General features: G+C 64.1%; 24 protein-coding genes and 3 pseudogenes. 13 read left to right on the forward strand and 14 right to left on the reverse strand.

The window, feature by feature from the left end; all coding sequences use genetic code 11:
• Positions 1-169: 169 nt before the first annotated feature.
• Positions 170-1,627: a phosphotransferase family protein gene (locus ACV7NQ_RS29415; RefSeq protein WP_463362571.1), complete on the reverse strand. Its 1,458-nt coding sequence runs from the start codon at positions 1,625-1,627 to the stop codon at positions 170-172.
• Between the two features lie 99 nt (positions 1,628-1,726).
• Between ACV7NQ_RS29415 and ACV7NQ_RS29420 the strand changes: the two genes are divergently transcribed.
• The 5 genes from ACV7NQ_RS29420 to ACV7NQ_RS29440 all read left to right on the forward strand — a co-directional run bounded on the left by ACV7NQ_RS29420 (position 1,727) and on the right by ACV7NQ_RS29440 (position 6,233).
• Positions 1,727-1,912: a hypothetical protein gene (locus tag ACV7NQ_RS29420; protein ID WP_463362572.1), complete on the forward strand. Its 186-nt coding sequence runs from the start codon at positions 1,727-1,729 to the stop codon at positions 1,910-1,912.
• A gap of 256 nt (positions 1,913-2,168) precedes the next feature.
• Positions 2,169-3,569, forward strand: coding sequence for an aldehyde dehydrogenase family protein (locus tag ACV7NQ_RS29425; protein WP_463362573.1), 1,401 nt, complete (start codon positions 2,169-2,171; stop codon positions 3,567-3,569).
• 48 nt (positions 3,570-3,617) lie between these two features.
• Complete coding sequence (locus tag ACV7NQ_RS29430) at positions 3,618-3,980, forward strand: cytochrome P450 (protein WP_463365869.1); 363 nt, start codon at positions 3,618-3,620, stop codon at positions 3,978-3,980.
• Entirely contained in the window at positions 3,970-5,079 is a 1,110-nt protein-coding gene (locus tag ACV7NQ_RS29435) for an NDMA-dependent alcohol dehydrogenase (RefSeq protein WP_463362574.1), read from the forward strand. The genes ACV7NQ_RS29430 and ACV7NQ_RS29435 overlap by 11 nt, the downstream gene beginning before the upstream one ends.
• A 314-nt stretch (positions 5,080-5,393) precedes the next feature.
• On the forward strand, positions 5,394-6,233 hold the full coding sequence (locus ACV7NQ_RS29440; protein ID WP_463362575.1) for an MBL fold metallo-hydrolase: 840 nt from the start codon (positions 5,394-5,396) through the stop codon (positions 6,231-6,233).
• Positions 6,234-6,360: 127 nt separating this feature from the next.
• Here the strand turns inward: ACV7NQ_RS29440 and ACV7NQ_RS29445 are convergent, their stop codons facing one another.
• Positions 6,361-6,498, reverse strand: a complete 138-nt coding sequence (locus tag ACV7NQ_RS29445; protein ID WP_463362576.1) for a hypothetical protein — start codon at positions 6,496-6,498, stop codon at positions 6,361-6,363.
• Between the two features lie 173 nt (positions 6,499-6,671).
• On the opposite strand from ACV7NQ_RS29445, the gene ACV7NQ_RS29450 reads away from it, so the two are divergent.
• A complete protein-coding gene (locus ACV7NQ_RS29450; protein ID WP_463362577.1) occupies positions 6,672-6,866 on the forward strand; it encodes a ferredoxin in 195 nt (64 codons plus the stop codon).
• 289 nt (positions 6,867-7,155) lie between these two features.
• Here ACV7NQ_RS29450 and ACV7NQ_RS29455 read toward each other — a convergent pair.
• From ACV7NQ_RS29455 to ACV7NQ_RS29490, 8 genes and pseudogenes are all read right to left on the reverse strand, one after another.
• Positions 7,156-7,293 (reverse strand): annotated as a pseudogene (locus ACV7NQ_RS29455) (ATP-binding protein); the annotation flags it as partial.
• 82 nt (positions 7,294-7,375) lie between these two features.
• Complete coding sequence (locus tag ACV7NQ_RS29460) at positions 7,376-8,545, reverse strand: CaiB/BaiF CoA transferase family protein (RefSeq protein WP_463362578.1); 1,170 nt, start codon at positions 8,543-8,545, stop codon at positions 7,376-7,378.
• 331 nt (positions 8,546-8,876) lie between these two features.
• Positions 8,877-9,344, reverse strand: a complete 468-nt coding sequence (locus tag ACV7NQ_RS29465) for a nuclear transport factor 2 family protein (RefSeq protein WP_463362579.1) — start codon at positions 9,342-9,344, stop codon at positions 8,877-8,879.
• A gap of 26 nt (positions 9,345-9,370) precedes the next feature.
• Positions 9,371-9,820, reverse strand: a complete 450-nt coding sequence (locus tag ACV7NQ_RS29470) for an SRPBCC family protein (protein ID WP_463362580.1) — start codon at positions 9,818-9,820, stop codon at positions 9,371-9,373.
• 388 nt (positions 9,821-10,208) lie between these two features.
• Complete coding sequence (locus ACV7NQ_RS29475) at positions 10,209-11,006, reverse strand: SDR family NAD(P)-dependent oxidoreductase (RefSeq protein WP_463362581.1); 798 nt, start codon at positions 11,004-11,006, stop codon at positions 10,209-10,211.
• Positions 11,007-11,050: 44 nt separating this feature from the next.
• Positions 11,051-12,268 (reverse strand): cytochrome P450, encoded by a 1,218-nt coding sequence (locus tag ACV7NQ_RS29480; RefSeq protein WP_463362582.1) that lies wholly within the window; start codon positions 12,266-12,268, stop codon positions 11,051-11,053.
• 727 nt (positions 12,269-12,995) lie between these two features.
• The gene (locus tag ACV7NQ_RS29485; RefSeq protein ID WP_463362583.1) at positions 12,996-13,322 is read right to left on the reverse strand and encodes a type II toxin-antitoxin system PemK/MazF family toxin; all 327 of its coding nucleotides are present in this window, start codon (positions 13,320-13,322) and stop codon (positions 12,996-12,998) included.
• Positions 13,319-13,468, reverse strand: coding sequence for a hypothetical protein (locus ACV7NQ_RS29490; RefSeq protein WP_463362584.1), 150 nt, complete (start codon positions 13,466-13,468; stop codon positions 13,319-13,321). The genes ACV7NQ_RS29485 and ACV7NQ_RS29490 overlap by 4 nt, the downstream gene beginning before the upstream one ends.
• Before the next feature lie 542 nt (positions 13,469-14,010).
• Here ACV7NQ_RS29490 and ACV7NQ_RS29495 point away from each other — a divergent pair.
• The 7 genes from ACV7NQ_RS29495 to ACV7NQ_RS29525 all read left to right on the forward strand — a co-directional run bounded on the left by ACV7NQ_RS29495 (position 14,011) and on the right by ACV7NQ_RS29525 (position 20,824).
• Positions 14,011-14,922, forward strand: a complete 912-nt coding sequence (locus ACV7NQ_RS29495) for an LLM class F420-dependent oxidoreductase (RefSeq protein WP_463362585.1) — start codon at positions 14,011-14,013, stop codon at positions 14,920-14,922.
• A 37-nt stretch (positions 14,923-14,959) separates the two neighbouring features.
• Positions 14,960-16,921 carry an oxidoreductase gene (locus ACV7NQ_RS29500; protein WP_463362586.1) on the forward strand — a complete coding sequence of 654 codons (1,962 nt, stop codon included), beginning with the start codon at positions 14,960-14,962 and terminating at the stop codon, positions 16,919-16,921.
• A gap of 156 nt (positions 16,922-17,077) precedes the next feature.
• The gene (locus ACV7NQ_RS29505) at positions 17,078-17,464 is read left to right on the forward strand and encodes a RidA family protein (RefSeq protein ID WP_463362587.1); all 387 of its coding nucleotides are present in this window, start codon (positions 17,078-17,080) and stop codon (positions 17,462-17,464) included.
• Between the two features lie 119 nt (positions 17,465-17,583).
• Positions 17,584-18,858, forward strand: a complete 1,275-nt coding sequence (locus ACV7NQ_RS29510) for a CaiB/BaiF CoA transferase family protein (protein ID WP_463362588.1) — start codon at positions 17,584-17,586, stop codon at positions 18,856-18,858.
• On the forward strand, positions 18,855-19,796 hold the full coding sequence (locus ACV7NQ_RS29515; protein WP_463362589.1) for a beta/alpha barrel domain-containing protein: 942 nt from the start codon (positions 18,855-18,857) through the stop codon (positions 19,794-19,796). The genes ACV7NQ_RS29510 and ACV7NQ_RS29515 overlap by 4 nt, the downstream gene beginning before the upstream one ends.
• A 183-nt stretch (positions 19,797-19,979) precedes the next feature.
• Positions 19,980-20,609 carry an Imm21 family immunity protein gene (locus ACV7NQ_RS29520; protein WP_463365870.1) on the forward strand — a complete coding sequence of 210 codons (630 nt, stop codon included), beginning with the start codon at positions 19,980-19,982 and terminating at the stop codon, positions 20,607-20,609.
• Positions 20,606-20,824: a hypothetical protein gene (locus ACV7NQ_RS29525; RefSeq protein ID WP_463366122.1), complete on the forward strand. Its 219-nt coding sequence runs from the start codon at positions 20,606-20,608 to the stop codon at positions 20,822-20,824. Before ACV7NQ_RS29520 ends, ACV7NQ_RS29525 begins: the two co-directional genes overlap by 4 nt.
• An 18-nt stretch (positions 20,825-20,842) precedes the next feature.
• On the opposite strand, the pseudogene ACV7NQ_RS29530 reads toward ACV7NQ_RS29525, so the two are convergent.
• The 4 genes and pseudogenes from ACV7NQ_RS29530 to ACV7NQ_RS29545 form a co-directional block, all read right to left on the reverse strand.
• Positions 20,843-21,082: pseudogene (locus tag ACV7NQ_RS29530) on the reverse strand (aconitate hydratase); the annotation flags it as partial.
• 289 nt (positions 21,083-21,371) lie between these two features.
• Positions 21,372-22,646 (reverse strand): IS4 family transposase, encoded by a 1,275-nt coding sequence (locus ACV7NQ_RS29535; RefSeq protein WP_463365544.1) that lies wholly within the window; start codon positions 22,644-22,646, stop codon positions 21,372-21,374.
• Between the two features lie 60 nt (positions 22,647-22,706).
• Complete coding sequence (locus ACV7NQ_RS29540; RefSeq protein WP_463365871.1) at positions 22,707-22,901, reverse strand: SDR family NAD(P)-dependent oxidoreductase; 195 nt, start codon at positions 22,899-22,901, stop codon at positions 22,707-22,709.
• A gap of 33 nt (positions 22,902-22,934) precedes the next feature.
• Positions 22,935-23,381: pseudogene (locus ACV7NQ_RS29545) on the reverse strand (transposase); the annotation flags it as partial.
• Positions 23,382-23,396 lie beyond the last annotated feature (15 nt).

The raw sequence follows: 23,396 nt of genomic DNA on the forward strand, positions 1-23,396 counted from the left end.
CCCCACGACCCCGCGGCCGGTACGAGCTCGTATCCCAGGCGCTGGCGAAGACCGATCCAGCGGGCGGATCGCTGCCGGTTCCGCCGACGGCGTTCGACTGGACTAACGTTGTTTCGATACTGCTTCATCCGCGAAGAGAGCGCCAAGGTCAGGCCGGCTCGATCCAGGATTAGACGTCGGTCGGGAACGGTGGCAGCAGCGTCCCGCGCAGTCGATCGTCGGCCGCGACGGCGTCGTCGGCGCGATCCCAGGTGTCGGTCTCCGCGAGTGGCGCCATAGCGTCCATTCTGCGGACGGCCTGACGGCCGAAATACCGCACCAGGTCGTCGAGCCGGTCCCCCGGGCCGTCGGCGACGAGCGCGGTGATGTCGGCGTGCCGGGCGTCCGGGTCGAGCGAGCGGTGCCCGAGGAGTTCGGCCGTGTCGTTGGCGCCGTCGACGTCGGCCTGGAGCTGGGTGGCCCTCAGCAAGGTGCGGGCGAGCAGCAGCGTGTGCTGGGTGCCACCGGGAGCGTCGGTGGAGTCCGTGAGCGAGACTTCGAGGCGGTCGGCCAGCAGGGTGGCGAGCGTGGTCAGCTCGCCGGTGTGGGGCCGTTGCGGCGCGAGCTGGAGCGGTGGGTGGCCGAGGGCCTCCCCGAGCACCTGGCACAACGCGACCCGGGACAGGGCGTCCCACCAGAACCGTTGCAGGGCTTCGGGGTTGCGGCGGTGCGGACGCTGTACATCGCTGCTGATCCCGGCAAACATGACGAGCGCGGCCGCAACGGTGAAGTAGTCGACGGCGGCCCGGTCCACCGGGTGGTCGGACACGGCAGCATACTCGGCGACGAACTCCGGGTATGCCCCGCTCGGGTAGAGCGCCTCACGGTAGCGCGTGTAGCCCAGGTCCGACATCGGATGGCCGAGGTGGCAGAGCTCCCAGTCCAGCAGTGCCGTGAGCCGATCACCGGAGAACATGAACTGGTTGGGGCCCGCGTCGCCGTGTAGCAGACAGGTGGCGCCTGCGGCCGGGACGTTCTGACGCATCCACCACAGTGCGAGATCGATCAGCGGATCGGGCCTGCCGAGCTTGGGACGCATGCGGTCGTAGTCCGCGAGCACGGCCACGAGCGGCCCGGGTCGGTCCGGTCCTGCAGGGTCCGCCTCCCCGTCGAGCTCGGCGATCGCGCCGAACCGAGCCGGGTCGAGCCGGTGCGTGGCGGCGAGCTGCCGCGCGTACTGGCGCATGAGGCACGCCCGGTCGGCTTCCGGCGCGGGCTGGAGCACCCCCGATCCCGGTACCCGGCCGATCAGCAGCGCCCCGGCGTCGGGCAGGTATCCATGGTAGACGGGAACCTCGATCCCGCTGTCCTGGAGTGCCTCCAGCGCCGCAGCTTCGCGACGTGTGCCGTACCCGGTGAGCATTCGGGACCGGGTCTCCACCCTGCGAGGGACTCGCGGGCCCTTCAGCACCAACGGGATCTCCGAACCAGCGGCCGCGACGTCGAGGAAGTAGTTGGGCCGCCACCGGTCCATCCTCCTGGCACCAACGATCCGGCCCCCGGTCACCTGCTCCACCCAGGCTGCCTGCGCCGGATCGAGGCCTGCGGTGTCGGTCGTCGCGCTGCCGAGCTGCACGGGCATGCCCATCCGATCGTTGTTCGATGCGTGCCTTTCTCGGGCACTGCAGGGCTAGGCTAGCCCAACAGCGTTGGGCAAGCGAGGGGCATCGGCGATCTCGATGCGCTGGTGCGGGTGCGCCGGGAGTTCCTGGAGCCGCCGTGCCCCGCGGACACCGTCTCCCAGGCAGCGGCGCTGGTCCGCCCGGAGTTCCTGTTCGAGATCGACGCGGTCGGACTCATGGTGGACGACCGGCTCGGGCAGGCGACGCGCCGCATTAGGACCGATCGGCCCCGGGCGCGTCGTCCCCGCTGAGCGTCGCCGGCGGGGTGTCGCCCACTCGACGGAAACCGGGTGTGGCCATCTAAACCGAATGATGTTAGCTTATCTCTCGTGGGTGGCTCGGGTCACATGGGCTGCCCGCCAGAACCTGCGCAGGCCGTTTGCTGCCGGGCCGATCTCGCCTCGACGTCGACCGGTTGTCAACACAGCCCGGGTCTACTGCTGGACCCCCACCGGTGCTGCGTACCAAGCAAGGTGCACCCCTTCGACCGCTCGAGGATGGCGACTCATGGCCCGAATGACGATCAACGGCAAGTCAGTGGAGACCGGGGCGGAGTACGACGTCGTCAACCCCGCGACCGGAAGGGTCGAGGCACAGGCGCCGGACTGCACGCCCGATCAACTCGACGCGGCCCTCGCTGCGGCGGCCGCGGCAGGCCGGGGCTGGCGTGCGAACGAGGACGAGCGGCGCAAGGCCATGCTGAGCCTCGCCGATGCGATCACTGCCGCCTCCGACGAGCTCGCCGCGGCGCTCACCCTGGAGACGGGGAAGCCCGGCCCGGTGGCAGGGAGCGAGCCCGGGATCTGTGCGGCGTGGCTGCAGGTCTTCGCGAACATGGAGATCCCGCGACAGGTGCTGCAGGACGACGAGTCCGCCCTGATCGAGGTCGCGCACCGGCCGCTCGGAGTGGTCGCGGCGATCACCCCGTGGAACTTCCCGCTCGGCCTGGCCATGTGGAAGATCGCCCCAGCGCTGCTGGCCGGCAACACCATCGTCGTCAAGCCGTCGCCGTTCACTCCGTTGGCGACCCTGCGGATGGGCGAGATCATGGGAGAGGTGCTGCCTCCCGGTGTGGTCAACGTGCTCTCCGGCGGGGACGACCTCGGTCGGGCGCTGGTCGCGCACCCGACTCCCCGGAAGATTACGTTCACGGGCTCGATCGCCGGCGGCAAGAGCGTCGCGGTGAGTGCCGGGGCGGACCTGAAGCGGCTCACCCTGGAGCTCGGCGGCAACGACGCGGCGATCCTGCTGCCCGACGTGGACCTCGATACGGCTGTCCCGCGGATCCTGGGGACGGCGTTTTTCAACTCGGGCCAGGCGTGTGCACTGCCGAAACGGATCTACGTGCCGGATGCCCTCTACGACGCTGCCGTGGACGCGTTCGCGGCGGCGGCGGCGGCGATCGAGGTCGGCCCGCCGAGCAACGCGGCGGCACAGATGGGGCCGCTGTCGACCCGTCCGCAGTTCGAGCGCGTCAAGGGCCTGACCGCGGACGCGATCGGGAACGGCGCCAGGGTCGCCGCGGGAGGATCCGCCATCGACGGTGACGGATTCTTCTTCCAGCCGACAATCCTCGCCGATGTCGCCGAGGGCGTCGCAGTCGTGGACGAGGAGCAGTTCGGCCCGGTGCTGCCGATCCTGCGCTACTCCGACGTCGGCGACGCCGTGGCACGGGCGAACGACACCATGTTCGGGCTGTGCGGTTCGGTCTGGGGCGCCGACGAGGAGGCCACCCGCGCGGTGGCGGAGCGCCTGGAGTGTGGCAGCACCTTCGTCAACACGCATGCCGCGCTGCTGCCCACGGTGCCGTTCAGCGGCTCCAAGTGGAGCGGCGTCGGGGTCGAGAACGGCGTAGCTGGGCTCCTCGCATTCACCGAGCAGCAGGTCGTGCACACCGCGCGAATCTGATTCCAGTTACCAGCGGTATCCCGCGAGGAGGCAATGACGCCATGACCGATACCCACCGAGCTCCTCGGATGCCCGATGCAGGCGGGCGACCGGCTCGCCATCCACTGGCGTTCGGGGAATCGGGACGAGGCCAAGTTCGACAGTCCCGACGAGCTGGTCTTCGACCGCGGCAATAACCCCCACGTTGCGTTCGGGGTGGGTATCCACCGCTGCCTGGGTCAGCACTTCGCCCGCCTGCAGCTCGAGATCGCATTCAACCGGCTTCTCGCCAGGGTCACGAACCTGCGCGTCGCTCCCGGGACCGAGGTCCGCAAGACCGTCGGATCTCCGTCGGGGCGCCCGAGGAGCTGCATCTCATGTTCGACAGGGTCGCCGAGCCCGCCACAAAGGAAGGACAACGATGAAGACTGAGGCCGCGATCCTGTGGGAGGTTGGCAAGCAGTGGGAGGTCGAGGAGGTCGAGCTCGACGATCCACAGCCGGGAGAGGTGCGGGTCAAGCTCGCCTCGAGCGGCCTGTGCCACTCCGACGACCACGCCGTGAAGGGCGACCTGCCCACCGGGCTCCCGATCATTGGTGGGCACGAGGGAGCCGGTGTCGTCGAGGCGGTCGGCGCTGGCGTTACCCGTCTCCAGCCGGGCGACCACGTCGTACTGGCGTTCATCCCGGCCTGTGGCCACTGCCGCTGGTGCGCGAGCGGGAACTCCGTGCTGTGCGACTACGGCGCAGTCATCATGGAGGGGATGCCCATCACCGACGGCAAGCCGCGCACGCACGCCCGCGGTGAGGGCCTGCGGCGCATGTCCCTCCTGGGCACGTTCAGCCCGTACACCGTGGTCCACCAGGACTCGTGCGTGAAGATCGACGACGACATCCCGCTCGAGCTCGCGTCGCTCGTCGGCTGCGGGGTGACGACCGGATTCGGCGCCGCGGTGAACCGGGCGCAGGTGGGCCCGGGCGACACGGTCGTCGTCGTCGGAACCGGTGGCCTCGGGACCAGCGCGATCCAGGGTTCCAGGATCGCGGGAGCGGAGAACATCGTCGCGGTCGACCCAATCCCGTTCCGGAGGGAGCAGGCGGAGATGCTGGGCGCGACCCACTCCGTCGCCTCGATGGAGGAGGCGATGCCGCTGGTCACCCAGCTCACCCGGGGCGTCATGGCGGACAAGACGATCTTGACCGCCAACCTGATGACCAGTGACATGCTGATGCCATTGATGCTGCTGACCCGCAAGGGCGGCCGCGCCTGCCTGACCTCGGTGGCGAATCCGAGCATCACCAACGTCGATGTCGTGCTGGTCGACGTGATCCTGAGCCAGAAGGAGATCGTCGGAAACGTGTTCGGCGGCTGTAACCCGCACGCCGACATCCCGCGGCTGCTCTCGCTCTACAAGAGCGGAGACCTGAAGCTCGAGGAGCTCGTCACCAAGACCTACACGCTCGACCAGGTCAACGAGGGTTACGACGATCTGCTAGGCGGTCGGATCATGCGGGGCATGATCAAGTTCTGACGCTGTGCGACGCCCCACCGAGCGCCCGAGTGGGCCGGTGGGGAGTCGTCGTCCACGCTCGAGGCGACCTGAACCGGCCTGATTCCGGTCGGAGACGGGGTCAGGCCGGGCGACATCGACCGCAACATCTACAAAACCCAGATCAGCGTGCACATCCTGCCCGGTTGACAACCAGGCAGGTAACCCAAACTGAAGCGGCCCTGCCCCTAGCCCGTCCGCACGATCTGACCCAGACTGGAACTGCGACATCTCAAGCCTGTATCGGAGAAGAACACAACGACGGTAAGGAATCACCACCCAAAGGAGAGGGCACGATGACTTCCTTGGAGCTGACCAGCGGTGGGACGGCAAAATTCGATGAGGGCGATCTTTACTTCATCGGTAACGCCACCACATTGATCCGTTTCTGCGGACTGACGATCCTGACTGATCCTGCCTTCCTCCACAAAGGCGAGCACGTCGATCTGGGTCATGGCATATGGGCCCGGCGCGAGGTCGAGCCAGCCTGCCAGATCGCCGACCTGCCGCCGATAGATCTGGTTATCTTGTCGCATTACCACGGTGATCATTTCGACAACGTCGCCGCGCAAGAGCTCGACAAGAAACTGCCCATCGTCTCAACGGCTGACGCGGTGGGCAAGCTCAGCTCTCTCGGCTTCGAGCAGGGCTATCCCCTCGACACCTGGGAATCCCTGGTGGTGCAAAAAGGCGACGCGACGCTGAAGATCACCGCCATGCCGGCCAAGCACGCCACAGACGACGCAGTTAACGCGCTGCTAATGCCTGTCAATGGGCACATGCTCGACTTCAGCCGGAACTCCGATCACCTCTACCGGCTCTACATAACCGGGGACACGATGCTCATCGATAGCCTCGAGGACATTCCGCGCCGCTACCCCTACATAGACCTCGCGCTGATTCACACGGGCGGCACGACCTTTCTCGTGACGGTAGTCACGATGACGGGCGAGCAGGCAGCGAAGGCCGTCGAGATCACCAAACCTCGCACCGCTATCCCGATCCACTACAACGATTTCTCGGTATTCCTGTCGGGACTCGACGACTTCAAGAAGGCCGCCCAGGCCTTGACCACGAGTACCGAGTTCGTCTACCTCGCTCACGGCGAAACCTACACATTCACCCCCAACGTGTGAACATCACCGACGCACCGGAGTCGGATCAACGGGACTCCCCGCTCCAGTGTGTCGGTATCCCCTCCGGCCGGTCCGAAAGGAGTGCCGCGGTGATGAGGCTCAAAACTAACGGCCTTGGATAATACGGTCAAAGGAGGGCCAACAGTGTTGTGAGACCCGTGGGGTCGGAGAGTGGGATACCCGTGGTCGGATCGTCGTCGAAGACGCGGGGTGGACGATTCGGTCGCAGCTCCGGGTCGAGGGTGACTGTGGTCGAAGAACTCACTGAAGATCTCCTTCTCGCTGGCCGCGACGTTCCCCGGACCGGACGGGGAGCTTGACCGATCTACCAAATGCCGTTAGATTACTGTGGATCGTCACCGGACCTACGCGCCCCGACGGCGCGACGGTGACATCCCGACCGACGGGGACGGCAGGCGACGGAAGGCGGACAGCGGCGTGACGACCGTGACGATCGACGGCAACAGGTGCCAGGGCCACGGCCGCTGCGCCCTCATCGCGGCACAGGCGTTCGACATCGATGAGTCCGGGCTGGGCCTGGTACTTGTCGACTCGGTGTCCGATGCGGACCTGCCGGATGTGCAGGAGGCGGTGTTGAGCTGCCCCGAGAGTGCGATCGCGCTGGTGGAGTGACGCCGGCCTGGCCATCACACACACGACAACGCCGGCATCGAGATATGGTCAAGCTGGCAGACCATCGAAACCTTCGCACGGTCGGTAATCCGCTGCTTCGACGAGGTAGCAACGAAGTACGGCGAGAGCGGATACCACGGCAAATGGACGCAACACTTCCCTCGCTCCGAACTCGAAACCCTCCGGACAGCCTGGCACACGAATCTACACATCGAACCCACCTGAGCCCGGCCGAACCAGTGATATTTCGGAGGCACTACGCATACGTTCGCGCGAACAAGTGCGCTTTGGAGTAGCTGTCGTTGGAGGCGATGGCGACGCTGTTCTTCTCTTCGCGTTCGGTCAACACCTGGAACAGCAGTTCGGCGCCTCGGCGGTCGAGTTCCATGTAGCGGAGCTCGTCGATGCAGAGCAGGTCGAGGCTGCCGACGACAAGATCCTGACCAAAATTATCGCCCGCTACGCACCATGGCTCGACCGGATTACCCCGACCAGCCAGTCGGCTGGGCTCACTCCCCGAGCACGACCGTGCCGTCCGCGGCGAGTCGGGCAATCTCGTCACCGTCGAAGCCTGCCTCCGCCAGGACCGCGGCGGTGTCGGCGCCCCGGGTGGGCGCCGGGCGAAGCCTGCCGGGGCTCCTGGACAGCCGTGGGGCGGGCGCGGCGGCCAGGTGTTCACCGTCCGCGACGATCGTCCCCCGCTCACGCAGGTGGGCGTCGTTGGCGATCTCGTCGAGCTCGAGCACCGGCGTGCCGCACCCGTCGATCTCGGCGAACACGGCGGTCCAGTGCGAGCGAGGCTTGGCCGCGATGGTCTCGGCCACCCGCTCGCGCAGTGCGGACCATCCGGCCGGGTCCATCTGTTGATGCAGGTCGACGCCGTCGAGCCCGAGCGCTCCGACGAACTGGACGTAGAACTTCGGTTCGATCGCACCGATGGCGAACCACCCCTCGTCCGAACAGCGGTACACCCCGTAGAACGGCGCGGCCCCGGCGAGGATGTGCCGGCCGCGGCCGGCCCAGAGACCCGCGTTGAGTTCACCGAGCTGCGGTGTGTTCAGCAAGGCCGACCCGTCGACGATCGCGGAGTCGATAACCTGTCCACGACCTGTCACGGTGCGCTCGAACAACGCCATCATGATGCCCAGCGCGGCAAACATCGACCCGCCCGCGATATCGCCCACCAGCGCCAGCGGCGGAACTGGCGCCTCGGGTCCGCCGATCACGCTGAGGGCACCGGAAATGCCGATGTAGTTGATGTCGTGCCCGGCCCGGCTGCTGTACGGACCGTCCTGACCCCAGCCCGTGAGGCGGGTGTAGATCAGGCGGGAGTTGCGGGCGCACAGGATGTCTGGGCCGAGACCGCGCCGTTCCATCGTGCCCGGTCGGTTGCTCTCCAGGAGCACGTCGACATGATCGGCGAGCCGCGCCACCACGTCGCTGCCCCCCGGTGCCCGCAGATCGACGATCGTCGAGCGTTTGCCGCGGGCGAAGAACTTCGCCGGGTCGAACGCCGGCGACTCGGGTCGTTCGACGGCGATGACGTCGGCGCCGAAGTCCGACAGCAGCATCGAGCAGAACGGTCCAGGACCCAGTGCGCTCATGTCCAGCACGCGAACGCCGTGCAGGGGGCCTTCGGCCGGCTCGGCGCCCGGGGCGGGCGTCGGGGTGGTCACCATGTGCCCCTTTCTAGTGTCGGATCTCGCACTATACCAATCACAGTTCGGTTTGTGCGGCGCGGGTTCGGTACCGACCTACGAGGGGCTGCTCGACTGTATGCAGGCCGTCCCCGGAATGCTCGCCGTAGGCGGATCGTTCCTGACGTCCTCGGCCGAGCGACTCACCGGCAGCGCGCACCTTACTGCCCGGTCCATGCCCGTGGGCGGCCCGAACTTTCTCGCAAAGGTCGTGTCTACCGGGTCCGGGAGGGCGTGCGGTGCCACGCGACAGTGTGCCGATGCGGTGCGTCGTCGACCGCAGGTGCGGGATGGCCCGGAACGGATCCGGTGTTCAACGGGGGCGGAGTAGGGTCATGTCGCCGGATCGGGTCAGGATGCTGTTGCGCCGGTACGCGATACGCCAGCCGACCGGAGTCCGGATGTAGCGGTCGGCGTAGGTGCCGGTGACCGTGTAGGTGGCCTCCTCGGCCACCGGCCAGGGGACGCCGTAGGCCACGTGGTGAGCGGTGACGTGGGTCAGCCCCTCGGCGGTGTCCTCGCCGGTGTGCCACACCCGGGAGGTGTGCAGCAGGTGCTGGGTGGCGGCGACTCGGATCGCGGTGGACCGGAAAAACTCGACGATCTGCTCGATCCCGCTGTGCAACTGGGTCGACTCCGAGTAGTCGATCTCGGCGTCCTCGCTGAAGACGCTGCGCAGGTCGTGCCATTCACGAAGGTCCAGCGCGAACGCGTAGCGGGCCAGCACGTCGTCGATCTCGGCACGGTCCTGCAGGTTCAACGTTGAGGTGTTCTGCGGCATGGGTGTCCCTACCTGTCCGACGGCCGTCAGCCCGTGATCGACGCGAGGTGTTGGCGCAGCTCGTCGACGAACACCGTGTACAGGGCCGTGAACGCGCCACAGAGCTTGTCGACGAGGGCCGCGTCGGTGTCGTACTCGCCGTACCACTCGACGAACGTCGCACCTCGGTCCGTGATGGGCAGTAGATGGACGGTGCCCCGGTAGAACTGGACCGGATACGGGTTCTCGCCGACGAACTCGTAGGAGTACCGGTGCCCGGGGGCGTCGTACTGCACGAGCCGCTCGCGGACCTGGCGGCCGTCAGGTTCGAGGGTGAGCCGCCGGATCGAACCGACCGCGCCCGGACCCGCGCCGTCCTCCGCGGCGGACTCCCGGATGCGCCCGAGCCAGGCGGGCATGCCGTGGAAGTCCCGGAGGACGGACCAGACGGTGTCGATGTCGGAATCGAGCGTGGAGCTGACGTACGCAATGCTCATGAGGAGTTCTCCCAAACGGTGTCAAACGTTGTTTGGATACTGCCTCATGCGACCGCCGTCCACCAGTGCGAGCTACTCAAACGGTTGCCGGCGACGTGTCCACGCCGGTGCCGGGTCGTGGGGATCTGGACCCCGACGCGGTGAGCAGCCGACGCAAGACCCTCGTGGTCTGCCGAAACTGCCACGACAGCATCCATCAGGACACGCCTGCGCCACTCACGCGGTAACTACTGGAGAGCCGGATGTGCGGGTAACCTCGCACGTCCGGTTCGGTGGGAGACCGCGCGGAAAAGGACCCGCACGCGCGGGCACCTCGCCGCGGGGTCGACCCTACATCCCGTGATCCCGTGTCTGCGAAAACTTCTGGACAAAGGGATGCAACCGATGGTCAGCGACTACCGGTCGGAGACAGGGCAGGCGTATGCGCGGTGAGACCTCCGTCAACATAGAGAACCTGGCCTGTTATGAATCGAGCGTCGTCTGAGGCAAGGAATACGACGGCATTGGCGATGTCGACCGGACGGCCCAACGTTGGTGTGAGATGGGCGTCGGTCAACTGTGACAACTGCTCCGGCGGGACGGAGTCAAGCGCTTCCGTGGCGACTATGCCCGGGGCGACTGCATTGCATCGAACGCCACGCTTGCCATATCCGGTTGCCACGACTCGAGCCAGGTTGTCCAGACCCGCCTTTGACACCGAGTACGCCGTTCGGAAGGAACTGCCGGTACTACCCTTGACCGAAGAAGTGAGAATGATCGACCCGCCACCAGCTTGTAGCATCCCGGGGACGACGTGTTTGCATGCGAGCATGCCTCCCTTGAGGTTGACGTTCAGGACGCTGTCAATGAGATCAAGATCAAGATCTATTACACCCAGATCTCTGTGGTAGGCTTCGCGTGTCGTCAGGGCCGCATTGCTGTGCAGCACTGTTATCGTGCCGAGCGTTTCTGTCACGGCATCCAACGCAGTCAACCACTGTGTCTCTGAACTGACATCGAGCGCGACCGCCATTGCGCGGTGGCCGGCATCGGCAATCCGATTTGCAACAAGCTGAGCCGAAGGAAAGTCGAGGTCGCTCACTGCTACCGCCGCCCCCGCCGCAGCGAGCGCCTCAGCACTTGCTGCGCCGATGCCGGAGCCCGCGCCGGTCACCAGGGCGACGGCTCCAGCCAGTTTGTCAGTCATCGCACTACTCCAGCATTCGTCCGAGATGTATGCACGCTTGACATCTAGTTGTCCTCGACGACTGTCGGCCGCGGGCTGAACTTCACTGGAAGTGAACGTATTCCAAAGGTATTGGTGCCTGTGCTCCACTCGGGCTGACCGTCTGGTTCGACATCCGGTAGCTGGTCGAGAACATACTCGAGTGTCAACCGGATCTCGAGCTTCGCGAGTGCCTCTCCGATGCAACGGTGTCGGCCGAAGCCGAACGTGAGGTGTCGATTCAAGCCATCACGGTCGATGTCGAACCGCTCTGGGTCGACGAATTCCTGCGGATCACGGTTCGCAGCGGCGTAGGCGAGCATAACTTTCTCTCCCGGACACATGTTGACACCGCGCATCTCGGTCTCTTGAACGACAGTTCGAGCCAGGTTCCACACCGGAGTATGCAATCTGAGCGTCTCATTGATGACGCCGTTCATCAACGATCGATCGGCCAACAGTCGCTCACGCAATCCAGGCTCTGTGATCAGGCGATGAATAACCGTCGCCATTCCATTGACAGTTGTCTCGTGACCTGCCACTACCATCAGCTGTACCAGTCCGAGAATCTCACGATGGGAAATGGCCTCCCCATCGACGGTTGTGTTGACGAACTTGCCGAGCAGATCGACAACCGGCTTGTCTCTGCGTGCGGAGATCTCTTCTTCAAGGAAGCTCTCGAGTTCGAGTGCTCGCGCGCGTGCCAGCTCGGGATTACCGATGGCTTGCATGAAACCGGAAGCCAATCGACTGATCCGGCGCCAATCGGAGTCGATGCCGAGCACCAACGCGATGATCAATACCGGAACAGGATGTGAGATTTCACTTGCTAGATCGGCTCTGCCGCGAGCGAGGACGGGCTCGAACGCGGACGCGATGATCTGGTTCATTTCCGGTATCCACTTTTGAAGTGCCCGCTCCGTGAAATCTGCCATCACAAGTTTCCGCAGCTTCGTGTGCCGGGGCGGATCCAGCTCGCCAGGAATCACGGGCATGGTCGCCCCAGTCGGCGGGATCATGATTCCCTTGGTGACGGTGAATGTCTGCCAGTCGTTGGAAGCCGCGACGACGTCGTCGTATTTCGTCAGAGTCCAGAATCCGCCTGATGCCTCGCTCCACGCAACAGGGCACCGATTCTGCATGTCACGCAGAACGTTATGCAGGTCCTGTTTGACTTCCGGCTTGACGTTGTCGAAATCGACAGTCGGTCGTCCGGTCGTTTCAGTCATGTTGATCTCCGGCAATCTTGTGTAGCAATTTGAGAACTACTTGCGTAGCTCGGACCGCATGGCGGCTCAACTCGGGGCCCGGCAGGCTCACATCTGGTACGGGCCCGCGGGTGGGCGACCCTTCATTCGATCGTCTCCTCGAGGTTGTTCTCGGGTTGCCGCAGGAGGACCGACAACAAACCAAGCAGTGATTGATACCTTTGCAGAAGGTAGTCCTCGCGCGCAGCGTCGGTCAAGGTCGCAGTGCGAACTCAGTCACATGGGCGAGATATGTGACGAATCTTGTGGGTTCATCTGCCTCGGGCGAGGGGCGGTAGCGTGGTCGGCTCCCAGACGCGGTTCGGTGCATCCGCCGACGCCGCCGTTTCCACGGCCGAGCTCGACTCGCTCATCCGGGCGCTGCGCCGCACCGTCAGCCGGATCCGACCGCGTGGCAGGGACTCGCGACACCCGCGCCGAGCAAGTACGCGTCCAACATGCCCAGCTCGCCGAACAGGCGGAGGCCATCGAGACCGCGCAGACCGCCGAGGTCCGGGCAGCTGCGCTACCGCATCCGCGACCGCAAACGCACTCTCTGAACGCGGTCGGCGCGATGGTGGTCGAGCTCCATGTCACCTCAGCAGCAGCCGCATACGCGCAGACAGTCTCTCGGGAATCAGTGCCGCAAAGCGTGCACGCCTGCCGCCACGGCAACGCGATCAACCCGATTTCCATTACCGTCACGACTCACCTTGACGCGGCACTAGTCGAGCCCCTGCGCGGCTTTGAGCCGCTGGTCGAACACGGCAATCGTTTCATCACTGAGTCGGCCAACTGGACCGGTCAGCCATGGACGGTAGACCGTGGTCACCCGGTCGGGGCGAATCCAGCCTTGCACCGGATCGCCGTCCGAGAGGGGGACCGCGACGAGCTTGTCGGGATCGAATCGCTCAATCGGAGCGACCATGACCCAGTTGTCGCCGGACCCCAGTAGATATCCAGGGGTGACGATGACTCGATAGGGGGTGCGCTCGTCGTTTTCGCGTGCAGGTCGGTCTCGGTCGAAAGTGTAGATATCTCCGTGGTTCACGCAGCGTGCCCGTGACCGCGGGCTTCCGCGTCGGCCGCCGCATCGAGGGCGGCCAGTTCCTCGGCCCGCGCGAGGTCTGAGGCATCATCGCGGCGCTCGGGCCGGTTCGAGTCTTCCCACAGTGCGCCGATCTTCGCGGCCCGCACGAATTGCGCCTCGGTTGTATGGCCGCACGCACCCGCATGCGGAGCACGGCCAACGTGTCGAATTTCCTGCCTATTTCCTGTTCCGACACTCAGTTGGCGAGTATGCGGAAATCGGACCTGCCACCGCCTGGCTGGTCGAACCAACCCGGTGGTACCGGCTTGGGTTTGATCCGCTCGGGTTCGCGGTGCTTGGAGCATCCCACTCGTTCACGGTGACGGTGTTGCGGCAGCAGCAGGCCCTCTTGGCGCCACGCGCGTTGGATCTTCTCGGGATCGACCCGCCGCCCTCGCCGTGGACATCGTTGTAGACGCGGTGGAATCTCCGCGAGCGGATGGGCCCGCGCATGCTCCCTCAGCCCCGCTCGCAGCGCCGCGTTCGGGGCGTCATCACAATCGAGCCCTCCCGCCCACAACATGGGCCGTAAGACGCACACGCCGACCCGAATCCGGTCAACAGGCTCACGTCAGGTGTCTGACGGGCCCTAGATTATCTAACAACGTTTGGCTTAGACTGGGTCTCAACGAGGAGGAACATCGAAATCATGCCAACACTCACGCCGGAACTCGGGACCATCGGCGTATGGTCGGCGCAGCTACGTAGCCGCAATCGTGATCGTGTCAGAGAGATCGCGTCGACACTCGATGGTCTCGGTTATGGAACCCTATGGGTGCCTGGGGGTGCCGGCGGAGATCTGTTCGGCGACGTAGATGCAGTCCTGGACGCCACTACCCGCGCGGTTGTTGCAACCGGGGTTCTGAATATTTGGATGCATCCAGCAGAGGGGACCGCCGCCTGGTACTCGGCGGCGTCGCAGCGTCACCCGGGACGGGTGCTACTCGGATTGGGAAGCAGCCACGCGCAGCTCGTCGAGACCACTGGCCAGACTTACAGACGTCCGTTGTCGGCGCTTCGCAATTATCTGTCCGACTTGGATGCCGCGGCGACCTCGGTACCTGACAGTCGGCGCATCCTCGCTGCGCTCGGGCCCAAGATGCTGGAACTGGCGGCCGAACGTTCGATCGGGGCTCACACGTACTGTGTCGACCCCGTACATACTCAGGTCGCGAGGGTGGCAATGGGGCCGTCCGCGGTGCTGGCACCCGAACTCAAAGTTGTCGTCGAGAGTGATGCTCGCCAGGCGCGTGCGATAGCTCGCCTTCATCTCGAGTCCTACCTGCAGCTCCCGAACTACACACGTAACCTCTTGAAGACCGGATATTCCGAAGAAGATTTATCGGGTGGCGGTAGCGATCGACTCATCGACGGAGTCGTGGCCTGGGGAACGACCGACACGATCGTGAAGCGTGTGCAGGAGCATGTCGATGCCGGTGCCGACCACGTCTGCATTCAGGTCCTCACCGCAGAGCGGCGCGATGTTCCGTGGGAAGCCTGGCGGGAACTTGCTCCGGCGCTCAGCGAAGTGACGCCTCGCGCGACTCCAACTTTCCAGTGACGCTATCCATCCAACTGCTCGACCTTCGGGAGCTCATGTGAACGAACAGACCAGGCGTACCTCCGAGGCTGAAACCTTCCGGCATCTATTGTCACCGATCCGCCTGGGTTCGATTGATGTCCGGAATCGAGTGGTCATAACCGCCCACGGCGCGAGTGATTCATTCCGTCATCCCGCGCTGAGCCCAGACGCCTACATCGAGTACCTCAGAAGACGCGCGGCCGGCGGTGCAGGGATGATTATCGTCCAGCCCCTGCTGTCAGGCCCGCTGGGAGCAGCCACCGCGGAGATTACCGATAGGCATGCGCGGCTGGCAGAAGCCGTTCACGCCGAGGGCGCAACGATCTTGCTGCAGATCACGGATCTTGGCGTCTACGGACGCTCCGAAGGTGATGTGCGCCGTCCACCTCTCGTCGGGTTCGAAAACACGATGTCGGCTGCTGGTGAAATATCTCATCGAATGTCTCACGGAGAGATCGAGGCCGTACTCGAGGGTTACGGACGGGCAGCTCAGCTTGCCGCAACTGCCGGGTTCGACGGCGTGGAGGTCCACGGTGCCCATGGTTATCTCGTTCAGCAGTCGCTCACGCCATCGTTCAATTCGCGCGAAGACATCTGGGGGCAGGACCGCACGCTGTTCGCTCGACGCTTCATTGCGGCGGTTCGGGAACAGGTCGGCCCGGAACGAATCGTGGGCTATCGTACGCCCACCGATGACCTCCTTTCGCCTGAAGACGGCGGGCTGGGTTTCGCTGGAATAGCGGAGTCCGTGCAGGCCATCCTTTCGACCGGCAATATCGATGTGCTCAACACCACCATTGGCGATGGAGGGCCTTCCTACGCCCGCGCGATCCCGAACTACCGATACGGAGAAGCGCCCAACATGCCCGCCTTGGTGCGGCTGAAAGAAGCTATCGAGATCGACATTCCGATCATCGGAGTCGGACGAATTTTGTCACCTGGTGTCGCCGAACAGCTGATCGCCGAAGGTCACTGCGACATGGTTGCGATGACGCGAGCGCACATCGCCGATCCGGACCTGGTTTCGAAGACACGGAGCGGGCAGACGCACCGGATCAGGCCATGCGTCGGGGCGAATGTTTGCGTCAATCGCAAACTACAGGGATATCCGGAGATTTCGTGCTTTCACAATCCCGAAGTTCTCAGAGAGATCGAACTGAGTCCACTCAGGATCGCGAATGCACCAAAGACCGTACTTGTCATCGGCGGTGGTCCTGCGGGCCTGAAGGCCGCTGAGATCGCTGCCAAGCGTGGCCATCGAGTTGTGGTCGTCGACGCAGCAGACAGTCCAGGAGGACGGCTGCGTTCGGTCGAGCGCACCGCCGCATCTGGCCTGATGAGTGCCGTCGACTATCTTGTCAGTGAACTCGGCGAACTCGGCGTGACGATCCGCAGAAATACGACCGCCGACGAAGGTCTGATTCGGGAGCTGGCACCCGACCATGTAATTCTCGCTACTGGTGGACGGCCGATTGTCGATGCTTCATTCCCCGACGCCGCCGACGGAGTCTTGCTGACCAGCGAGGAAGCTCTCGCCGGACGAGCAGGCCATCGGATACTCGTGCACGATACCCTCGGGGCCAACGAAGGTCCGCTGGTGGCAGAAGCTCTCGCCAAGCGAGGCGCTGGAGTCACGTACTCCACAACGACGGAGACCGTGATGCCCTGGGGCGGTGCGCTTCATCGCGCGGAAGTTCCCGATATCTTGCGCAAGCGCACGGATAGAATCATCACCAACGGCGTACTCGGCGATGTCGACGGAAAAAATGTTCTCATAGTCCACCCCAGCGACGGAGAAACTCTTGCAGAGTTCGAAGTTGACAACGTAGTTCTAGTCGTCGACCCCACTCCCAGCATCGAACTGGTATCTGTCGTCGAAGGTATGGGAATCTCTTATCATGTCGTCGGTGATGCGCTAGCTCCGAGAACATCCGCCCAAGCCTTCAAAGAAGGTGCAGAGGCGGCTCTCGCTTTGTGACGGGGGTTCACCGGATGCTCCCTCGATCGATTCGAAGCGACAATTTTAAATGGACAGCGGATGCAAGTGACGAGGTGACGAATCCGAAATCCTCTCCGCATAGGATCGGATCGGACCCCGACTTCGGCATCCAGGTCTCATCGAAAGCGCGAGGTCATGACGACGAGTAGTGAAGCATATCAAGGCAATATGGGCTGGTCCGTATCCGTGGGTTTCTCTCAGGCGGTCCGTTCCGGCGGATTCGTGTTCGTGTCCGGACAACCCGGAGTCGATGCGTCGGGGCGCATCGCAGGCGACGGCGGAATCGAAGCGCAGGTTCGTCAGGCATTCGCGAATATCGACGCCATCCTGCAACAGGCTGGATCGGGATTGTCGAATGTCGTTCGATTTACGACAATTCTTCGAGATATCGAAGATATGGAGACCGTCGTACGCGTTCGTTGCGAACTTCTGACACCACCCTATCCAGCCGACACAATCTTTCAGGCTGCAAATCTGGCGCGGCCGCAGTTCCTGGTCGAGATCGACGCAATAGCTACGTAAAAGACACTCCATATCGTCCCGAGATCTGGCCGGCTCGGACAGCTCATCGGCTGAATCGGAATGGTCTCGGGCGGCAGGTTCAGGAGATATCCTACCCTCCGAGGATTCAAGGGACATTCATGACGAACAGTGCAGATACTCCGGTGCCTCGCCACAATATTTTTCCACTCGACGGCGTGCGGGTACTCGAGTTGGGTAACTACATCGCCGCTCCTACCGCAGGGCGGATGCTCGCGGATTTCGGGGCCGAGGTGATCAAGGTGGAGCGCCCGAAGACCGGCGACGAGCTGCGCAATTGGCGCCTGTACTCCGGCGACACCTCGATGCTGTACCGCACGATCAACCGCAACAAGAAGTCGATCGTCCTCGACCTGCGCACAGCGGAAGGTCGCCAACTCGTCCTCGACCTCGCCGCCAAGTGCGACATCCTGCTCGAGAACTTCCGGCCGGGCACCCTCGAGAAATGGGGCATCGGACCGGACGTGCTCAACAAGGCCAACCCCGAGCTGGTGATCACCCGGATCTCGGCGTACGGGCAGACCGGCCCGATGTCGCGACGACCCGGATTCGCCGCCGTTGCCGAAGCCGCGGGCGGACTCCGTGAACTCGTCGGCGACCCCGATCGTCCGCCGGTGCGGGTCGGAGTGTCGATCGGCGACTCCATTGCCGGCCTCTATGCCGCGTTCGGCGCCGTTATGTCCCTGTTCCGACGCGAGACCGCGAAGGTCGCCGGAACCGCAGGCCCATCCCTGCCGCACCGCGTCATCGACGTCGCACTCAACGAGTCAGTCCTGTCGGTGATGGAGTCACTGATCCCCGACTACCTCGCCTACGGCATCAAGCGCGAACGCGTCGGCGGACGGATGGAGGGCATCGCACCCTCCAACGCCTATACCTGCAACGACGGCAACAGCGTCATCATTGCCGGCAATGGTGACGCCATCTACCAGCGCTACATGGACACCATCGGCCGCCCAGATCTCGGCGCCGACCCGGACCTGTCGACCAACGCCGGACGGTGGGCCCGCCGCAACGAGCTCGACGCGGCGATCGGCGAATGGACGATCCAGCACTCCCGCAGCGAGGCACTGAAGATTCTCGACGAAGCCGGGGTGCCGTCAGGTCCGATCAACACCGCCGCCGATATCTGCAGCGACGAGCAGTATGCGGCCCGCAACATGATCCAGCAGTTCACCGTCGACACCGGTGAGGCACAACCGAAAGTGGTGGGGTTCCCCGGCATTGTCCCTGTCATCGGAGAACAGTCGCTGCCCATCCGGACCCTCGGACCCGACCTCGGTGAGCACACCCGCGAGGTTCTCGAGTACCTGCTCGGCAAAACCCCGGAACAGATCGACATCATCATCAACGACACAGTGGGCGGCACGCGATGACTCAGACCTTCGAATCACGCACCCTGCTGCGCGATGTCACCCTGCGCGACGGTCTGCAGCTGACCGGCAAGATACTGCCCACGGGCCGCAAGCTCGAAATCGCGCGGAAACTGCTCGAGCTCGGCGTCCCCGCCGTCGAAATCGGGTCGATGGCCCGCGCCGATCTGGTACCGCCGATGGCCAACACCCTCGAGGTGATCAGTGAACTCACCGACGACGAACTCGACCACTGCTGGGTGTGGGTGGCCACTCCGCGGCAGATAGAGAGGGCCGGCGCAGCCGGTGCCAAGCATTTCCAGTACTGCCTCTCGGCATCGGACTCGCACAACAAGGCCAACATCGGACGGTCCACCGAGGACAGCCTTGTTGCGATGCCCGCGGCGATTGAGCTTGCGAAGCAGCTCGGCGGCAGCCTTCAGCTGTGCATCGCCACGTCGTTCACCTGCCCGTTCGAGGGGAAGGTGCCTCAGGAACGGGTGATCGGCATCGCGAATGATCCGCGCGCGGCCGGTGCCGTCGACATCGTGATCTGCGACACCCTCGGCCAGGCCATCCCCGCCGAGGTGAACTCCCTCATCTCCAGGGTGCGAGTGGAGACCCCGCCGCGCAACCTCGTCTTCCACGGACACGACACCTGGGGCTTGGGAGTGGCGAACAGCCTCGCGGCGGTCGCGGCCGGCGCGAGGACCGTCGACGGCGCCCTCGGTGGCCTCGGTGGCTGCCCGTTCGCACCCGGTGCCAGTGGAAACACGGCAAGCGAAGACCTGCTCTTCGCGATCCGCCCTGACTGGCTGACCCCCGCGACCTTCGGATCCCTGGTCGAGTTGTCCGAGAAGACCCTCGCCGAACTCGGCGAAGCCAACCGGTCCAAGTCCGCGGAGGGCGCACGCTCCAACGCCAAAGCCTTCGAGTGGGTTATCGGCGGCCGATGTTCCTAACGCTCCGCGTTTGAAGTTGTTGGGCGGTTGACTCGAGCAGCCTGGCGATTTCGTATTCTAAATCTTCTGTGGACAGTCGGCCCGGTGGAGCTACGAGAGGTTTCGCGCCTCACCGGTGCTTCGCGCAAGTATCTCCAGCGCGCTCAACTCAATCCGACAGACAACGAACAAGAGAGAGCCGCGATGCTTCACACCTGGGTCGAGTCCACCGGAGGACCCCTGCTCGTCGCCCCCGAATCAGAACTTGGTCACTGGGGCGGTGCAACCTGCGTGGACGGACCCGTGGAGACGTGGGGCGACTACGGCCGAGCCTGCTCGGTCGAGGGATACATCGGCCTGGTCACCATCGGCTCTCAGCAAGCGCTGGTCCTTGGAGACGAGCCCGCACCCACGACATACCTCCCGGCCGAGCGGGTGTTCCTGCGATGGGCAGCGGCCGACTCCGAAGAAGAACTCGTCGCGGCAGCGCGGCAAGCGCTACAAAAGCACATCCCATGGGATGAAGACGAAGACCTCGTCTGGGAAGTACGAGAGCCCGTCATGCTTTTCGACTCCGCCTGGCCAGGAGCGGAGATCGAACTCGACAACCAGCTCCGCATCGCCCTGGATCCAGGTCGCTACCCGCGCAACCTACATCAAGGACCCGCAGCGCAACTGGATGATCCTCGTTCAGCTCCAGCCAACGGTCGGGAAGCAACCTCAACGACACCAATCCAACGGAGGTTGACTGAAACTCACCGATGCACAGGTCTTGACAATATTTCGAGCCTTCGCTCATCAGCGTCGGAGGCCGCTCCGATCTTGGCGGGATGACGGACGAGCCGACGCCGTCCTCCTACTCGCACATGTGCGAGCAGGCCACCGGCTCCAAGGACGCGACGTTCTCCTTCGGTCAGTTCAATTCCCAAAGTGACCTGAGCTCCACCATCAACCTGTGCATATATCGACGTGTCGCCCTGTGCGACTGCCTCAGCGATACCGGGGATCTTCCAATGGTCACCGACACCAGCGGCAGAATGACTATGTGAGTCGAGAAGAATAAGCGGAACTATGCCTACTGCGATCAGATTACGTCGATGGATCCGAGCGTAGCTGCGCGCCACGACAGCCCTGATGCCAAGGTACAGGGGGATCAGGGCCGCGTGCTCGCGCGACGATCCTTGGCCGTAGTTGTCGCCGGCAATGATCAGTCCGCCACCCCACTCGATCGCGCGATCATGGAACCCTGAATCCAGTCGAGTGAACATGAATCGGGCACAAACTGCGATGTTCGACCAAACGGACATAGCAATGGCACCGTCAGGAGCCAATGCCGCTTAGCTCGCCCCCTGTAGAGCTGTGACCGGCGGTTTTGCGGATGGTCGTCGTTGTGTCGGCGTGATGCAGCTTTGGTTGGCCAGCCGGATGGTAGCGGGTCCGGTGTGACGGGTTCCCTTGTCTGCCTTGCGTTTTACTCGGAAGCTGTTGTGTCTGGCGCGTTTGACGACGCGGGGGTAGGAGCGGTGGCGGCGGGGGTTGAGGTGGCGTTTTGCGGTGATCTGTTCGGCGAGTTCGGTGTGGAGCTCGAGTTGGCGGTCAGGGGGAAAAACCGTCCGGGCCTGCGATGGTGTCGCGGGCGAGTCGGACGGTCTGGGTGAACTTCACGCGGTCGGGATCGATGCCGGTCTCGACCGCGGCCCGGCAGATCAGCGAGCAGATCGCGTAGTGGGCGATGAGGAATCCGTATATTTCCTGGCGGACCATGTCCGGGGTTTGCGAGCGCAGGGTTTTGGCGGGGCCGCGGAGCTGCGTCTTGATTTGCCTGTTCGCGGCTTCGTGTTCCCAGCGTTGGTGATAGGCCTCGGCCAGGATCAGCGAGGGTGCCTCGTGCGGGTCGAGGATGGTGGTGAGCAGGCAGATCAGCTCACCGCCTTCGCCACGGTCGGTGATCTCGTACTCGATGACGCGGGCGAAACGAGTCCGGTCCCAGTCCAACTCCTCCCCGGCTATGGCCGCCTCCAGCAGCTCGGCCCGCATTTTCGCCGGGGTTTTGGGCGCGAAAAGCAGTGTCACATAGGAGCCGTCACCGAGGCGGTCCACGATCGGCAGGTCCATAATGTCACCGAGACGCCACAACAGGTCGGCGTCGGTGTCGGCGCCCTGGCACCACAGTTTGAAACTGTAGAACCCCTGGTCACACACCAACATCATGCCGGGTTCGAGTAACCAGATCAGTTCGGCCGCGGCGGTGCGTTCACCGGTGCCCTTGCCCACGACCGGCCCGATCACCGCGCCCAGGCTCACATGCGAGCCGCATTCGGTCAACGTCACCACCCGTGCCTGTGGCAACACTCCCTTGCTCGGTTTACCGAATTCCGTTGCGTTGGCCTCGGTGTCGGCCACGTCGAACACCATGCCATCAATCGAGACCAGCCTGCGTCGCGCGTAGAACGCGTCCAGGGTCAGCCGCGACGCCACCGGCACCGCGATCCGCTCGAACAGTGTTTTCATCGGCTCGAACCCCAGCCGCTGCCGGGCCTGGGTGATCCCACCCGAGGTCGGCAAACTCCACTTCGGATCCCAACAACGCCAAAGCCGCAGCGGCCCAACCAGTTTCCGCATCACCCCCTCGTAGTCCACACCTGCGAACAACGCCAACGCGACCACGAAATACATCACCAAATGCGGCGGCAACGTCCCACCACGACGCTTGGGCGCCTTGCCGTGCTCGGAAATCGCCATCTCCACCGCATCACGGTCCACCACAGCGGTCAACACACCCAACGACACCTGATCGATCAACGACACCGCACCCACATCCACCACGTCGGCGACGCTAACCCCAGCACCGACACGATCCGGCACCGACACGCCCAAAAACGCTCCACACCAACCAGTCTCACAGACCAACCAGCTGGCACTACATCGCAATCATGCCGATGACCTGCGAAAACACGTCAAGCTAAGTGGCATTGCGTCCACAGGTATCGGGAGTATCGTCGAGGAACTCTCCCCCCACACCTCACGAAGAACCGTCACATCCCGGTCGAGCGGTGCTACGTTCGCGCCTGCGTTCAGGAAAGCCTTAGCGATCTCGTACCCGATGCCCTGTGCTGCTCCGGTGATGACTGAGGTTCACCCCGAACGGTGGACAGGGGGCTATGCGGCTTCCGCTGCGGCTGTCGCCAGGGACTGCTCGTAGCGTAGCGGACTGATCATCCCGATCGCAGAGTGACGGCGACCGGTGTTGAACCATCCTATCCAATCATCAACGGCGGCAACAAGTTCAGCCTTCGTCGCGTAGGCGTGACGGTAGTAACACTCGTGCTTGAACGTGGACCAGAACGATTCGGCGGGACTGTTGTCCCAGCATATTCCGGTTTCGCCCATCGACCGCCGAAGCCGGTGTCTGGCACAGGATTTCGCCGTCAGACCAGCGGTGAACTCGCCACCACGATCGGAATGCAGCACGGTGTCCTCGCATCGGCCGCCGCGGGTGGCCACGGCCGCATCGATGGCCTCACAGACCATGTCGGCGCCGATGTGGTCGGCCACGACATGCCCGAGCACGCGGCGGGAGTGCCCGTCCCGGATCGCACACATTCTGTGGAATCTGAATTG

It is taken from the genome of Nocardia sp. Tas62D01 (assembly GCF_055232035.1).